This window comes from Streptomyces sp. NBC_00236 (assembly GCF_036195045.1).
Lineage (GTDB): Bacteria > Actinomycetota > Actinomycetes > Streptomycetales > Streptomycetaceae > Streptomyces.
Genome location: NZ_CP108100.1, coordinates 332,773 through 347,201 on the forward strand (window position 1 = coordinate 332,773; position 14,429 = coordinate 347,201).

General features: G+C 73.0%; 15 protein-coding genes. 9 read left to right on the forward strand and 6 right to left on the reverse strand.

Annotated features, from left to right (window positions below; all coding sequences use genetic code 11):
* Window positions 1-100: 100 nt before the first annotated feature.
* Window positions 101-1,618, forward strand: coding sequence for a hypothetical protein (locus OG446_RS01505; protein ID WP_328892276.1), 1,518 nt, complete (start codon window positions 101-103; stop codon window positions 1,616-1,618).
* Here the strand turns inward: OG446_RS01505 and OG446_RS01510 are convergent.
* Genes OG446_RS01510 through OG446_RS01520 form a run of 3 tightly spaced genes read right to left on the reverse strand, consistent with a single transcriptional unit; the run spans window position 1,587 to window position 5,841 of the window.
* A complete protein-coding gene (locus tag OG446_RS01510; protein WP_328892277.1) occupies window positions 1,587-2,834 on the reverse strand; it encodes a hypothetical protein in 1,248 nt (415 codons plus the stop codon). The two genes, OG446_RS01505 and OG446_RS01510, sit on opposite strands and share 32 nt — an antisense overlap.
* Window positions 2,831-4,582, reverse strand: coding sequence for a lipopolysaccharide biosynthesis protein (locus OG446_RS01515; RefSeq protein ID WP_328892278.1), 1,752 nt, complete (start codon window positions 4,580-4,582; stop codon window positions 2,831-2,833). Before OG446_RS01515 ends, OG446_RS01510 begins: the two co-directional genes overlap by 4 nt.
* Window positions 4,579-5,841, reverse strand: a complete 1,263-nt coding sequence (locus OG446_RS01520) for a glycosyltransferase (protein ID WP_328892279.1) — start codon at window positions 5,839-5,841, stop codon at window positions 4,579-4,581. Before OG446_RS01520 ends, OG446_RS01515 begins: the two co-directional genes overlap by 4 nt.
* Window positions 5,842-6,056: 215 nt before the next feature.
* Here OG446_RS01520 and OG446_RS01525 point away from each other — a divergent pair, with 215 nt between their 5' ends.
* Window positions 6,057-6,503, forward strand: a complete 447-nt coding sequence (locus tag OG446_RS01525) for an adenylyltransferase/cytidyltransferase family protein (protein WP_148017367.1) — start codon at window positions 6,057-6,059, stop codon at window positions 6,501-6,503.
* On the opposite strand, the gene OG446_RS01530 is transcribed toward OG446_RS01525, so the two are convergent.
* Together OG446_RS01530 and OG446_RS01535 are read right to left on the reverse strand one after the other, a co-directional pair.
* On the reverse strand, window positions 6,472-7,203 hold the full coding sequence (locus OG446_RS01530) for a CDP-alcohol phosphatidyltransferase family protein (RefSeq protein WP_328892280.1): 732 nt from the start codon (window positions 7,201-7,203) through the stop codon (window positions 6,472-6,474). The genes OG446_RS01525 and OG446_RS01530 overlap by 32 nt on opposite strands.
* A 141-nt stretch (window positions 7,204-7,344) precedes the next feature.
* Entirely contained in the window at window positions 7,345-8,031 is a 687-nt protein-coding gene (locus OG446_RS01535) for a ribonuclease H family protein (protein ID WP_328892281.1), read from the reverse strand.
* 191 nt (window positions 8,032-8,222) lie between these two features.
* Between OG446_RS01535 and OG446_RS01540 the strand changes: the two genes are divergently transcribed.
* The 3 genes from OG446_RS01540 to OG446_RS01550 all read left to right on the forward strand — a co-directional run bounded on the left by OG446_RS01540 (window position 8,223) and on the right by OG446_RS01550 (window position 9,871).
* Window positions 8,223-8,405, forward strand: a complete 183-nt coding sequence (locus tag OG446_RS01540) for a DUF6381 family protein (RefSeq protein ID WP_148017364.1) — start codon at window positions 8,223-8,225, stop codon at window positions 8,403-8,405.
* 190 nt (window positions 8,406-8,595) lie between these two features.
* Window positions 8,596-9,330 carry an SDR family NAD(P)-dependent oxidoreductase gene (locus OG446_RS01545; RefSeq protein ID WP_328892282.1) on the forward strand — a complete coding sequence of 245 codons (735 nt, stop codon included), beginning with the start codon at window positions 8,596-8,598 and terminating at the stop codon, window positions 9,328-9,330.
* Between the two features lie 22 nt (window positions 9,331-9,352).
* Complete coding sequence (locus tag OG446_RS01550) at window positions 9,353-9,871, forward strand: HAD domain-containing protein (RefSeq protein ID WP_328892283.1); 519 nt, start codon at window positions 9,353-9,355, stop codon at window positions 9,869-9,871.
* Between the two features lie 15 nt (window positions 9,872-9,886).
* Here the strand turns inward: OG446_RS01550 and OG446_RS01555 are convergent, their stop codons facing one another.
* Window positions 9,887-10,756, reverse strand: coding sequence for a UbiA family prenyltransferase (locus OG446_RS01555; protein ID WP_328892284.1), 870 nt, complete (start codon window positions 10,754-10,756; stop codon window positions 9,887-9,889).
* 118 nt (window positions 10,757-10,874) lie between these two features.
* Here OG446_RS01555 and OG446_RS01560 point away from each other — a divergent pair, with 118 nt between their 5' ends.
* The 4 genes from OG446_RS01560 to OG446_RS01575 all read left to right on the forward strand — a co-directional run bounded on the left by OG446_RS01560 (window position 10,875) and on the right by OG446_RS01575 (window position 14,409).
* Window positions 10,875-11,930 carry a type III polyketide synthase gene (locus OG446_RS01560; protein WP_328892285.1) on the forward strand — a complete coding sequence of 352 codons (1,056 nt, stop codon included), beginning with the start codon at window positions 10,875-10,877 and terminating at the stop codon, window positions 11,928-11,930.
* A gap of 12 nt (window positions 11,931-11,942) precedes the next feature.
* The gene (locus tag OG446_RS01565) at window positions 11,943-12,464 is read left to right on the forward strand and encodes an isoprenylcysteine carboxyl methyltransferase family protein (RefSeq protein ID WP_328892286.1); all 522 of its coding nucleotides are present in this window, start codon (window positions 11,943-11,945) and stop codon (window positions 12,462-12,464) included.
* A complete protein-coding gene (locus tag OG446_RS01570; RefSeq protein ID WP_328892287.1) occupies window positions 12,461-13,474 on the forward strand; it encodes an NAD(P)/FAD-dependent oxidoreductase in 1,014 nt (337 codons plus the stop codon). Before OG446_RS01565 ends, OG446_RS01570 begins: the two co-directional genes overlap by 4 nt.
* A gap of 149 nt (window positions 13,475-13,623) precedes the next feature.
* Entirely contained in the window at window positions 13,624-14,409 is a 786-nt protein-coding gene (locus OG446_RS01575; protein ID WP_328892288.1) for an SAM-dependent methyltransferase, read from the forward strand.
* Window positions 14,410-14,429 lie beyond the last annotated feature (20 nt).

Genomic DNA, 14,429 nt, shown 5'->3' on the forward strand with positions numbered 1-14,429 from the left:
GACCTCGGCCGGCTGTTCACAGACTAGTCATCACATCACCTCAAGTGGGTTGATTCGCTAAGGTGTTCACAGGCGCGCAGGCTCACGGAACGGGGAGACGATGACGTCCGTGCACCAGGCACCGCCGTCCGCGCCCTTCCGGGGGGACGGTCCGCGCCATCCGGTCGAGCCGCCCGCCAGGCCGATGTCCTGGGCGATGCTGTCGCGGGCGATGGCCGTGCCGCTCATCCTGGGGCTGGTCTGCTTCCTGCCGGCCCTGATCGCCGCCCAGCCCGGGACCGGTTCCCGGGACACGGCGTACTGGCTGCAGCTCGTGCTGACGTGTTACGCCGGGGCCCGGCTCTCGACCATGATCCTCTCCACCCGGCGGCGGCTGCTGCAGGGCGTCTTCTGGATGTTCGTGTACATCGCGATGGGGGTGGCGCCGTTCGCCCAGGCGGTCATCGGCCAGACGCCGACGCCGGTGGTCGGGCCTCGCTCCGATCTGGTCATGGCGATCGCCCTGATCCTGGTCGGGTGCGCCGCCTTCGACCTGGGGGCGCTGCTGGCGTCCCGGCGCCCGCTGCGACGGCGCACCACGGCCCGCGGGGGCGGCGGCGGCCCGGCCACGGCACATCCGGTCAGGCTGCGGCTGCTGGTGCTGCTCGCCTTCGCGGCGAGCGGCTACTACGTGCTGAAGCTCGGCGGGCCCGCCGTGTTCTTCTCCAGCCGACAGGAGATCAGCGCCTCGGTGGCGGAGAGCGGCGTCGCGTCCGGTGAGTCCAATGTGGGCTCGGCGTTCCTGAAGGGGTTCGGCACGGTTCCGGCCCTGCTGGCGCTGCTCTTCTACACCCGCCGGCTGGTGACCTCGCGCCGGGCCCGGCGCTCGCCGTCCACCGTCCTCGTGTGGACCGCACTGGCCGTGGTGAACCTGGTCGTGAACAACCCCATATCCAATGCCCGTTACTGGTTCCTGACGGTGCTGGTCTCGCTGTTGTTCACGGCGTTCCCGAGCAGTGCGGCCATGTACCGCTCGGTGCTTGCCATGGGAGTGGTCGGCGCCCTGGTGCTGTTCCCGTACGCGGACAGGTTCCGCTACGACGACTCCGGGTACCGCCCGGTCCAGTCGTCATCGGTGTTCGAGCCGCTGGCCACCAAGGACTACGACCAGACGGTGATGTTCGCCAACACCATCTCGTGGGTCGACACCCGCGGTCACACGTACGGCCGCCAACTCGCCGGCTCCGCCTTCTTCTTCGTGCCCCGGGCGGTGTGGAGCGGGAAGCCGGAGGACACCGGGGTGCGCGTCGGGCAGTGGATGGGGATGAACATGACGAATCTCTCCGCGCCGATGTGGACCGAGCTGTGGGTGGACTTCGGGGCACCGGGCCTGATCGGCGGGTTCGCCCTGATCGGCTACGCGACGGCGCGCACCGACCGCCGCTATGCGCGGGCGGTGTCGCGGGACGGCCCGGGGCCCGGCAGCGTACTGGCGATCACGGCGCCACTGATCGCGGGATACACCTTCATCCTGCTGCGCGGTCCCCTGCTCCAAGCCGTCGGGAAGCTCGCCATCGCGGCGCTGTGCCTGGCACTGATCACGAGTTTCACGGGCCGGAGCCGACGGCGGTCGCACTGACCGGGGCGCGCCCGCGCCGGCCCCGTCGGGTGAGCCGGGCCACCCGGGTCCAGGTGGCGACCGCCTTGCAGACGGATCCCAGGCACAGCCCCCAGGCGGCGCCCGTCACTCCGCCGGTCAGATAGCCGCCGGCGAGGAAGACGACGGCGGCGAGGGAGAACACCACCTGGATGGAGAGCGTGGTGCGCGGGTCGAGGAGCCTGAGCGCCAGCAGTCCGCAGGTCCCGACGGCCATCGCCGCGTACTGGCTTCCGGTCGCCGGGAGCAGCGCCGCCGCCGTCGGCCAGGTGTCGCCGAGCAGATGACGGCCCGCCGATCCGGGGAGCAGGGCGAGGACGGTGGCCCAGCACGCGGCGGTGAGCGCCAGGACGGCGGCCAGGGCAGCGGTGGCCCGCACCCTGAGCCGGTCGGTGGCGAGCCGCCCGAGGAGCGGGGGGCCGAAGCCGGTGGCCGAGGTGTACAGCACGTTCAGCGGGCCGAAGAGCGTGGTGGCGCCGCGCAGGGCGCCGACGACGAGGGGGTTGCCGACGGCGCCGAGCCCGAGCACGGAGAGCTGGCTGGTCGCGTTGCCCACGCCGAACTCGACGACGAACCGGCGGCCCAGGTGCCCCTTCCCCAGCAGGGGACACAGCCGCACCGGGGTGCCGGCCGTCCTGCGGTGCAGTACCGCCGCGGACAGCAGGAGCGCGGGCAGGGCGGAGAGGCCCCAGACGATGACCAGCCGGGCTGCCGGGGTGCCGTGCGGCTGCACGGCCAGCGCGCCGAGGACGCACACCAGGCGAAGCGTGTCGGAGGCCAGCGCCAGGTGCTGGGCGTGCAGTGTGGCGAAGGCGTAGCGGGCCGTGTCCTGCGCGAGGACGACCGGCAGCACGAGTCCGAGCATCGCCGCGGCGCGTGCCGTCTCCCCGGGCAGCAGTGCGCAGACCGCGGCGAGCAGGCCCCCGATAACGGCCGAGACGAGCAGGGTGAAGCCGAGGGCGGACCGGCAGGCTCCGCGCGTCTCGTCGCTCGCCGCGTTCCGGCGCAGCACCAGGGGCTGTCCGGTGTAGGCGCCGGACACCCCGAGCAGTACGGAGAAGACGAGGTAGACGGCGGAGAAGCGGGCGAAGTCGGCCACGGTGGAGAGCCGGGCGGCCACCACCAGGACCAGGATGTTGGTGAGTGCCGCCACCCCCTGGTCCGCGACCGAGCAGAGGACGGCGGTGCGTGCCCTCATCTGTGTCCCGCGGTGCTGCTGTGGTCGTTGCCGCCGTGTCCGCCGCCGTCCAGCGTGCGCAGGCCGAGCGTCTGGGTGGGGTCGCCGGTGCGGGCGACGTCGTCCGCCCGGTCGAGGCCGTCCGCCTCCGCGTCGTCGTGGGCGTCACGGCCGTCCGGGGGCGCCGGCCGGCCGCGGCCCCGGCGTTTGGCCGCCTTCCGGCGGGCCCGGCGCTCCAGACGTCCGTATCCGGGGTGGAGCAGGGTACCGAGGACGGTTCCGCCCGCGGCGCCGATGATCTCGCGGATGCGCTCCAGGTCGCTGCGGTGCACCTCACGCGGGTCGCAGACCACCACGACGCCCTCGACGCGGTCGATGAGTGCCACTGCGTCGGCGTACGAGAGGACGGGCGGGGCGAGCACGATGACGACCGCTCCCGGCCTGCCGCCCTCGGCGAGGATGCGGCTGACGGGGGCGGAGGTCAGGGCGCGCGGCACGTTGTCGGTACGGCGGCCCGCGATGAGGGTGAAGGCCCCCGATCCGGGCACGTCCACGTTGGTGCGGCTGTCCGACGGCCAGCCGCGCCCGTCGCGTTCGGTGGCCCAGCTGGGCCTGCCCGCGCGTCCCACCGCGCCCAGCGTCCCGGCCAGGGACGGTGCCCTCAGATCGGCCTCGACGAGCAGGACGTCGCGCCCCATCTCGGCGAAGGCCGCTGCGAGGTTGGCCGCCGCGGCCGTCGCCATGTCGTTGTCGCCGCGGGGCGCCGTGACGAGGATCCGGCGGCGTTCGGTGAACGAGGGGTCGTAGGCGAGCCGGAAGGCCACGGCCCGGTACTCCTCGGCCAGTCTGCTGCCGCCCCGTCCGATGGCGAGCAGGGGTCCGGCCGCGGCACGCTCCCTGGGCAGGGTGCCGAGCAGCGGGGCACCGAGCGAGCGGACGAGTTCCCGGGTGGAGCGCACGGCGGGGTCGAAGACGAGCCGTACCCAGGACAGCAGCAGGCCGAGCGCGAGTCCGACGACGCCACCGAGTCCGAGAAGCAGCGGCAGTCCGGCGCCGCTGGGCTTCTCGGGTGCGACGGGCTTCTTGTTGAGATAGCCGGGTGTGGTGTCCAGGGCCCGCAACTCCGAGATCTTCTGGCTCAGTTCGGAGATGGAGACGATGAGGTTGGCCCGTGCGCTGGTGACGTCGTTGCCCACTGTGCCGGTCTCCTGCTCGGCCAGCCTGTCGCGCTGTTCGGTGAGCGGCTTCAGCTGGGCACGATAGCCGTCGACCATGTTGTCGATGCTGTTCTCGGTGCGTTCCCGGCGTATCTCCAGGTAGGCCTCGGCGAGTGCCTGGGCGCGGGCCTTCGCCTCTTCGGGGGTGCGGCCGGTGTAGGAGAACCTGAGGACCAGCGTGTTGGGCGGATTGGTGACCTGGAGCCCGGAGAGCAGCGTCCCCACGTCCACGGCGTCGCCGGACTTGGCGAGGGAGCCGACGGCGACGGTGCCGACCGCGTCGCTGACCGCGGTCTGGCGCTCGGATCCGATGTTGATGCCCTTGTCGGCCGAGGCACCTGCGGCGAAGGGGTCGGACGTGGCGGAGCGTACGGACACCTCACCGGTGGAGGTGTAGGTGTCCTCGCCGCCCAGCGCCAGCCAGCCGGCGCCGAGCAGTCCGACGACGACCCCGCACGCGAGCAGGGTGCGGTAGCGCAGGAGCTGACGGAACTGGTCCCTCAGCAGCGCGGGTTCGTCCTGGTCCTCCAGGGCGCGGATCGGGTGGGTCATCGGCGGTCTCTCCCTTCGGCGTCCTGAAGGACCTCGGTGATCAGTGCGTCGAAGCGGGCGAGACCGGCTTCCCGGCCGAGATGGCGGGCCACGTACCGCGGCCCGTTGGAGCCGATTCCGTCGGCGGCGGAGGGTTCCTCGACGAGTTTGCGGACCGCCGCGAGCACCGCGGCCGGGTCCTCCGGTGCGACGAGGAGTCCGGCCCCCGAGCGCTGCACCTCCTGGGCGGTGCCGCCTCCGTCGGCCACGGAGGCGATGACCGGGCGGCCCGAGACGAAGTACGAGGTCAGCTTGGAGGGCACGCTCATGTCGAGCACGGACGCGCGCTGGGTCACGGCGAGGACGTCGGCGGCGGCCAGGACGTCGGTGAACTCGTCCGCGCCGGCGGGCGGCAGGAAATCGAGGTTGGGCAGGCCGGCCGCACGGGCCAGCAGGGCGTCGCGCTGATTGCCGTCCCCCATCAGGACGACGCGTATCTCCGGGGCGAGCCGCGCCGCGTCGACGAGGACCTCCAGTCCCTGTTTCAGCCCCATGTTGCCGGAGTGCAGCACCACGGGTGTGCCCTCGCGCCAGCCGAGGCGGGCCCGGGTCGTGGCGCGGTCCGCCGAAGGGGCTTGTACGTGGGTCCAGTTGGGAACCAGCCGGATGCGTTCCGGGTCCACTCCGTAGGCGGTGACCCGGGGGACGAAGCTCTCGTGGATGACGCCGACCAGCGTGGCGGCCCCCAGCGCGTACCGCTCGGCCCGCGACGCCAGGGCGGCTGCCCTGCCCCCGCCCCGGATACCGCTCTGCGCGGCGGCGGCGCCCATCAGGTCCTGCACGACGGGTATGTAGGGGATGCCGTGGCGGCGGGCCAGCCGGGCGCCGATGACCCCGCCGGCCAGGCTCGGAAGCTGGGCGATCACCGCGTCGGGCCGCAGCGCGGGCGGGGCGGCGAGACCGTGTGCGAGCACGCTCGCCTCGAAAGCGGCCCTGCGCAGGGCGCTCTGGCGGGGCGGCACATAGTGTCTTCGCCGGTGGACGGTGACGCCCGCCCGCTGCTCCTCGGTGCGCCACACCCCCCGGTAGGCCGCCTCCGTCCGCCAGGACGGGTAGTGCGGCATGCCGGTCAGCACATGCGTGTCGGCCCCGGAACGGGCCCAGTGCTCGGCGAGCTGAGCGGCATACGGGCCGATACCGGTGAGCTCGGGCGCGTAGTTCGTGGAGACCACCAGCAGACGGCGGCCGTCGAGCGGCTTGTGGTGCTCTTCTTCTGGCATCGGACGATCGCCTTCCCCCCGGAGCCACCTGTGTTCCCCCCAAGGAACAGCCCCAAAAGTGAGCTTATCCGTTCACGTGATGCGCAAGTGGTCTTCACAGTAAGGTCGTTGCACCATCAACACCGATACCGATATCCCACCGGACCGGATGCCATGTCCGGACACCAGCCGATGGGACACGGACATCACGTTCACACCGTGGGGGGAGAGAACGGATGGTGCACAGGGTCGGCTACGCGCCGGGGGTCTACGACCTGTTCCACATAGGTCACCTCAACATCCTGCGGCATGCCCGCAGTCAGTGCGACTACCTGGTAGCGGGGGTTGTCTCGGACGAGATGGCTGCGCTCGCCAAGGGGCACAAGCCGGTCATACCACTGCCGGAGCGGCTGGAGATCGTCCGGAGCGTGCGATACGTGGACGCCGCTTTCGTCGAGACCGTCCCGGACAAGGTGGAGACCTGGCAACAGGTCAGGTTCGACGTCATCTTCAAGGGGGACGACTGGCGCGACACGGAGAAGGGAAAACGGCTGGAACGCGACTTCGCCGAGGTCGGTGTGGAGGTCGTCTACTTCCCGTACACCGTGCACACGTCCAGCACCCAGCTGCGCCGGGCGCTGGACACGCTGGTCAGTCCGCCCGGAGCGCTCTCAGCTCCCTGAACCACTTGCCGAGGAACGCCACAAGGAAGAGCGCGTGCACGGCGGCGAGTACGGCGTATCCGGTCCGGAACGCCGTCTCGTCGCCGAGCAGCAGGAACACCAGGCAGAACACGCCGTAGTCGGCCGGCAGCAGCACTACCGCCCGCAGCCGGGAGACGGGCCCGGCCGACGCTCCTCCGGCAGGCGCGGACCGGGCAGCGGCCTTGCCCAGCTGCTCGCGCAACAGTCCGGCGCAGAACGTGAGCACCGCGACGAACAGGAAGCCGAGCGGCAACAGCAGCCAGGCGTCGGAGCCGAGACCGAAGTAGCGGTGGAACGAGATCAGCACGGCGGTGTGGACGAGGATCATCTTCGCGCAGTCGACGACATGGTCCAGCCATTCGCCGTCGGGGCCGCCGCGGCCGGTCAGCCGGGCGAGCTGGCCGTCGGCGGAGTCGAGGGCGAACCCCACGGCGAGCCCCAGGTAGACCAGGGCCGCCGGCCCCCAGCCGGGACGCGCCAGAGCCACCGCCGCGATGGCGGCGAAGGTGAACGCCGCACTCACCAGGGTGACCTGATTGGGCGTCATGCCGAGCCGGTACGCAACCGCCGCGAAGACCCGGCCGGCCGGCCGGTTCACGTACCGGGAGTAGAGCGACACCCCCTTGGCCGACTTCTGAGCCCCGCGCAGTTCACGCAGCACCGTGCCCGTGCTTTCCATACGCCCCCCAGCGTGTCGCCGTTCCCCACAGCTCCGGCGGCGTCGTGGAGTCGTCCGCCGGAGCCGCATCATGGCACGCGCGCCCCCCGCGCGGGCGGGATCTCCGGGAACCGGCCGGGAGGGCGTCCCGCCGGGTGCCCGTCAGGCGGTGGCGGTACGGCACTCCGGGTGGCCCCAGCCATGGTCGTTCTTGGCGATCATGTCCTTGGCCGCGTACGGCTTTCCGCAGTGGCACCGTCCGGAGAACTTGGCGCGGATGGTCGCTCCGGCCCGTGGCGTGCTCCCCGCCTTCTTGGCCGCGGCGCCGGTCCGCCGTCCTTCGGTGGCACGGGAGGGTGCGGGAACCGGCAGGTCCGCGGAGCCCTGCGAGGTGCCGGCCGCGCGCTGCGCGACAGCCACCTCACTGGCGGCCTGGTCGGCCAGGGCGTTCAGCGGGTCGCCGTCCACCTGGTGGGCCGGCACATGGACGAACTCCACGGCCCGGCCCGTCAGCAAGGAGTCGATGCGGGCCACCAGGTCGCGGTTGGCGACGGGTTTGCCGGCCGAGGTCTTCCAGCCGTTGCGCTTCCAGCCCGGCAGCCACTTGGTCACGGCGTTCATCGCGTACTGCGAGTCCATCCGGACTTCGAGCGCGACGGCCGGATCGAGTGACTCCAGCAGTTCCTGCAGGGCGGTGAGCTCGGCGACGTTGTTGGTGGCGGTGCCCAGCGGGCCTGCCTCCCACCGCAGCGGCCTGCCCGCCGCGTCGGCCACCACGTAGGCCCAGGCGGCCGGCCCCGGATTACCCTTCGACGCCCCGTCACACGCGGCGATCATGCGCTCGTTCATACCCCTGATCATGCCAGCGTCCGGAGGCCCGGATCACGCCGGTTCCGCTCCCGGTGTCCGCATCGCGCCGACCCGGCGTCACACCCGCCCCACCTGCCACGCTCACCGTGCGTGACGCTTCGGGGTGCACTGCTCACGCGGCGCTGCTTCTCTGGGAGGGCCCGCTCTTCCCTACCGTTCAAGGAGCGACGATGAGCGTTGCAGGAGAAACCGGCCGAGCCCAGCAGATGCGCGAGAAGGCCAGGCACATGACCGAGGCCGCGGAGCGCACGAGCGATCCGGAGCAGCGGCGCCGGCTCCAGGAGAAGGCCCGGAAGCTGCAGGAGCAGAGCGAGCAGCAGGGCGTCCGGAGCGGCAGCGACCGCCCCGTGTAGCCACCGCACACGCGGGCGATGGGCTGCCACCCTTCCATGAGGGGGTGGCAGCCCATCGGCGTGCCTGAGCCGCGCGTGCGCCTGCCACTGAACGCCGGAGGCCCGCCCGGAGACGGTTGGTCAGCGCTCCCTACGATGGGTTCTCACCGAGGACGGCACATCGTCGTCGCACAGGAGCGAGGGGCCTTGCATGAGCCGTCAGCCGGTCACCGTGGTCACCGGTGGCAGTCGCGGGATCGGGGCCGCCGTCTGCCTGCGCCTGGCGGCCGACGGTCATCACGTCGCCCTGGGCTACCGCTCCGACACCGCGGCGGCCGAGGCCGTCGCCGTGGCCGCACGGGAGGCGGGCCGGCGCTGTGTGGCGGTGCGAATGGACACGACCGACGAGGCCGGCGTCGACCTGCTCTTCGACACCGCAGCGGCCGAGCTCGGCCCGGTCACGGGTCTGGTCAACAACGCCGGGGTCGGCGGCCCGACGGGCCCGCTCGCCGATGCCGACGCGGCCGGGCTGCGGCGCGCCCTCGACGTCAACGTCGTCGGCTATCTGCTCTGCGCGCGGCGCGCCGTGCGCGACATGAGCCGGTCGGGTGGCGGAGCCATCGTGAACATGTCGTCGGCGGCGGCCACGCTCGGCAGTCCGGGCGAGTACATCCACTACGCCGCGGCGAAGGCGGCCGTGGACACGATGACCATCGGGCTGTCCAAGGAGGTCGCGGAGGCGGGCATCCGCGTCAACGCGGTCGCCCCCGGCATCATCCGAACCGGTTTCCACGCGGACCCGGAACGCCCCGAGAAGGCTGCCGCCGGTATCCCCCTGGGCCGGCCGGGCGAGCCCGACGAGATCGCCGGCGCCGTCGCGTGGCTGCTCTCGGAGGACGCCTCGTACGCCACCGGGGCGATCCTGAGGGTGGCGGGCGGTCGCTGACGCCCGGTTGTACGGTGCGGCGGTGACCGGTCCCGGCGGCCTTCCGCTGCTCTTCCTCGATGTCGACGGCCCCCTCATCCCGTTCGGCCCGCGCTCCGGCGGGCACCCCGTCTTCCCGGGGGCGCCGGGTCCACCGGGGGCCGGGGCGAATCCGCTGCTCGACAGGATCGACCCGGCGCTCGGGCCCCGGCTGGCCGCGCTCGCGTGCGAACTCGTCTGGGCGACGACCTGGGCGGACGAGGCGAACGCGGTCGTCGCACCGCGCCTCGGGCTGCCGCACCTGCGCGTGGTGTCCTGGCCCGCTCCTTCGGACGAGGACGAGCGGGACACACGGGCGGGACTGCACTGGAAGACGCGCACGCTCGTCGGCCTGGCCGCGGGCCGCGCCTTCGCGTGGGTGGACGACGAGATCACCGAGCGGGACCGGCGCTGGGTGGCGGCCCACCACGGCGGACCGGCCCTGCTCCACCGCGTCGATCCCGGGCTCGGCCTGACCGAAGCCGACCTGCGGCTGCTCGACGCGTGGCTGCGCACGGTGTGAGAGCCGGGTGCCGGGTCACACCGGGGCGGTGCCGCGGACCAGCAGGAGCGTCACGTCCGCCGCCGCGACCACGGCAGCCGCGGCGAGCGGCGCCTTGCGCCAGGTCCGGGCGAGCACGAGCCCGGCGAGGGCCGCGGGCGCCGCGACGGCGAGCGTGACCGCTCCCCAGGGCCCGGCCGGCCCGGCGGGACCGAGGGCCAGGACCACGGAGGCCGCCACCAGGGGCACCGGGAGCAGCAGTCCGGTGGCGGTGGGGCCCAGCCGGTGCGGGAGGCCGCGCACGCCACCGCGCAGGTCGTCCTCGATGTCGGGCAGCACATCGCCCAGATGGGCCGCCAGCCCCAGCAGGGCGCCGGCGGTCACCGCCCACCACGTCGGCCCGGGGCGGCCGGGCAGGGTCAGCGCGGCCACGGCGGGCAGGGTGCCGAACCCGATGACGTACGGAAGCCAGGACAGCGCTGTGGCCTTCAGCTTCAGGTTGTACGCCCAGGCGGCTGCCACGGCCGTCAGATGCACCGAGCCGGCGAGCGGGCCGCAGGCCAGGGAGAGCGGAACGCACACCAGCGCGGCGGTGAACGCCGCCGCCCAGACCGTCCTGCGGCTCACCGAGCCCTCGGCCACGGGTTTGCCGGTGCGTCCGGCGGCGGCGTCCCGCCGGGCGTCGAACGCGTCGTTGCACCAGCCCACGGAGAGCTGGCCGCACAGCACGGCGGCGACGAGGACGGCGCAGCGGACAGCGTCGAGGCCGACGCCCGCACCGAGGGCGCCCGCGATCGCGGTCACGGCGACGACCGGCCCCGGATGGCAGGAGCGGGCCAGCCCCACTGTGCGGCGGAGCGGCCACGTGGTCGGAGCGTAGGCGCGAGAGGGGTCCTGAGTGCCCATCACGCGATCGTAGGTACTCCGGTCACCGCAGACCTGACAGCCGCACGGGTTGTCTGCGGTGTTTCGCCCCCGGTTCGGGGCAGGGATGGGCCATGACGCCTGAGAAGCAGGGCCCGGGATGACGCGGATCGCAGCCGTGCACGGCACCCTGGCCCCGTACCGCCACACCCAGCGCGAGGTCACCGACATGGTGGCCCGCACCTGTCTGCCACCGGGGGCCGACCGGCGGGTCCTGGACCGGCTGCACGAGAACGCCCGGGTGCGCAGCCGCACCATGGTGCTGCCGCTGGAGCGCTACGCGGACCTGGACGGTTTCGGGGACGCCAACGACGTCTTCATCGAGGAGGCCGTGAACCTGGGCGCCGATGCGCTGCGCGGTGCGCTGCGGACGGCGGGGCTGCGGCCCGCCGACGTGGACCTGCTGATGTTCACCTCGGTGACCGGCGTGGCCGCTCCCTCCGTCGACGCCCGGCTCGTGGGGCGCCTCGGTCTGCGCCCGGACGTGAAACGGCTGCCGGTCTTCGGCCTCGGCTGTGTCGCAGGGGCCGCGGGAATCGCCCGCCTCCACGACTACCTGCTGGGCCGGCCCGACGACGTGGCGGTCCTGCTCTCGGTCGAGCTGTGCTCCCTCACCTTCCAGCGCGGCGACACCTCGCCCGCCAATCTGGTGGCGACCGCGCTGTTCGGTGACGGGGCCGCCGCCGTGGTGGCGCTCGGTGAGGGCAGGGCGGACCGGGCGGGTCCCGAGGTGGTGGCCACACGCAGCCGGATGTACCCCGACACCGGGCACGTCATGGGCTGGGACATCGGCGACTCGGGCTTCAAGGTGGTGCTCGACCCGGGAGTTCCCGACGTCGTGCGCCGCCACCTGGCGGACGACGTGGGCGACTTCCTGTCCGAGCACGGGCTGAAGCCGAAGGACATCGCCCACTGGGTGTGCCACCCGGGCGGTCCCAAGGTGCTGGAGGCCGTCACCGACGTGCTCTCGCTCCCCGACGGCGCGCTCGACGTCACCTGGCGTTCGCTGGCCGACGTGGGGAACCTGTCGTCGTCCTCGGTGCTCCACGTCCTGCGGGACACACTGGAGCAGCGGCGGCCCGAACGCGGTTCTCCCGGGCTGCTGATGGCCATGGGACCCGGTTTCTGCTGCGAACTGGTGCTGCTGCGCTGGTAGGTCGGAGGACACATGATCTGGTACACGGCACTGGTGCTGGCCGTGGCGGGCGAGCGCCTCGCCGAACTCGCCGTCGCCCTGCGCAACACGCGCTGGGCGCTGGCCCGGGGCGGAACCGAGTCGGGCCGCGGTCACTATCCCGCGATGGTCGCCCTGCACACGGCGCTGCTGGCGGGGTGCCTGGCCGAGGCCGGACTGGCGGACCGGCCGTTCGTGCCGCTGCTCGGCTGGACGATGGTGGCCGTGGTGGCGGCCGCGCAGGCACTGCGCTGGTGGTGCATCCGTACGCTCGGCCACCGGTGGAACACCCGCGTCATCGTGGTGCCGGGGCTGCCGCTGGTGACGGGCGGCCCGTACCGCCTGCTGCGCCACCCCAACTACGTCGCCGTCGCCGCGGAGGGGCTCGCGCTGCCACTGGTCCACGGTGCCTGGGTGACCGCGGTCGTCTTCACGGTGCTCAACGGGGCGCTCATGGCCGTACGGGTCAGGTGCGAGGAGGCGGCCCTCGCCTCCGCCGGGGGCGTGCCGGCGTGATCGATCTCCTCATCGCGGGCGGCGGCCCGGCCGGCCTGGCGGCGGCGATCCGGGCGGCCTCGCTCGGTATGGAGACCGTCGTCGTCGAGCCCCGCGCCTCCCCCGTCGACAAGGCGTGCGGCGAGGGCATCATGCCCAGCGGGGTGGCGGCGCTGCGCGCCCTCGGCATCGAGCTGCCGGGGCACCCCCTGCGCGGGATCCGTTACGTGGACGGGGCGCGGAGCGCGGCGGCGGCGTTCCGTGGCCGGGCCGGGCTCGGGGTGCGCCGGACGGCTCTGCACACCGCGTTGCACGCGCGTGCGGTGGAGCTCGGGGTCCGGATCGTGCCGGGAAAGGCGGCGGAGGTTCGCCAGAGCGATGACCGGGTCGACGTCTGCGGGCTCACCGCCCGTTGGCTGATCGCCGCCGACGGGCTGCACTCACCGGTCCGTCGTGGGCTCGGCCTGGACGGGCCCGAGAGCGCCGTGCGCCGCTACGGGCTGCGGCGGCACTACAGCGTCGCCCCGTGGACGGAGTTCGTGGAGGTGCACTGGTCCCGGCACGGCGAGGCGTACGTGACACCGCTCGGGGACGGCCTGGTGGGTGTGGCGGTGCTCAGCGGGGAGCGTCGTGCGTACGAGAGCCAGCTGACGGACTTCCCCCGCCTGGCGGCCACGCTGCTGGGCCGCGAGGCCGGTGCCGTGCGCGGCGCCGGACCCCTGCGCCGACGGGCGCGCGGCCGGCGTGCGGGACGGGTTCTGCTGGTCGGCGACGCCGCGGGCTACGTGGACGCGCTGACCGGTGAGGGGGTCGCGCTGGCCGTGGCGACGGCCGGTGCGGCGGTGGACTCGCTCGCCGCGGGCCGTCCGCAGGACTACCCGGCCGGCTGGGCCCGGCTGACCCGGCGTCATCGACTGCTCACAGCCGGACTGTTGTCGGTGGCCCGGCGCCCTGCCACCGCCCGGTTCATCGTCCCGGCCGCGCACCGGGCTCCGGCGTTGTTCGGCGCCGCGGTGCGCGCACTGCAGTAGACGCCGCTCCGTTCCGGATTCCGCTCCGGCCCAGGCCACCGGCCCGGTGGGCTTCCCGGCGCCGCCCCAACACCGCATGATCATCGGCAAGTTGTTGTGGCAGACTTCACCCCAGGAGCGGTTTCACCTCATCTGCAACGGAGCTCGCCATGACGGCAGGGACGTCCCAGCCCCCGATAGACACCAGCAGGCCGCAGTCGGCGCGCGTCTACGACGCGCTCCTCGGGGGCAAGGACAACTATCCCGTCGACCAGGCGGTGGCGGAGCAACTGCCCATCGAGGCGAAGATCGGCGCCCATCAGAACCGCGCTTTCATGAACCGCGCCACGGCGTGGCTGGCCGGGGAGGGTATCGACCAGTTCCTCGACATCGGTACCGGCATTCCGACCGCGCCGAACCTGCACCAGATCGCCCAGGAGATCAACCCGGCCTCGCGGGTGGTCTACTGCGACAACGACCCCATCGTCCTGCGTCACGCCGAGGCCCTGCTGATCAGCCGGCCCGAGGGCGCCACCGACTACGTCCCGGCGGACGTCCGTGAGCCCGGCACCATCATCGAGGCGGCCCACAAGGTCCTGGACTTCCGGCGCCCGGTGGCACTGTCGATGCTCGGCCTGCTGCACTTCCTGCCCGATGACGTGGACCCGATCGGCATCGTCCGTACCCTGACGGACGCGCTTGCCCCGGGCAGTTACGTGGTGCTGTCCCAGGGCGCGTCCGACGTCAACCCGGAGCGGGGGCAGCAGGGGGCCGACGAGTACGACAAGGGCGGCATCCGGCTGGCGCTGCGCACCCGGGCCGAGTTCGCCCTGTTCCTGGACGGGCTGGCCGTCACCGAGCCGGGCCTCGTCACAGCACCCGAGTGGTTCCGCGACACGCCCGCGCCGGAGCCCGAGCACAGCGGACTGTACGTGGCCGTCGCCCGCGTACCGTAGGAACACCGTAGAAGAAGGGA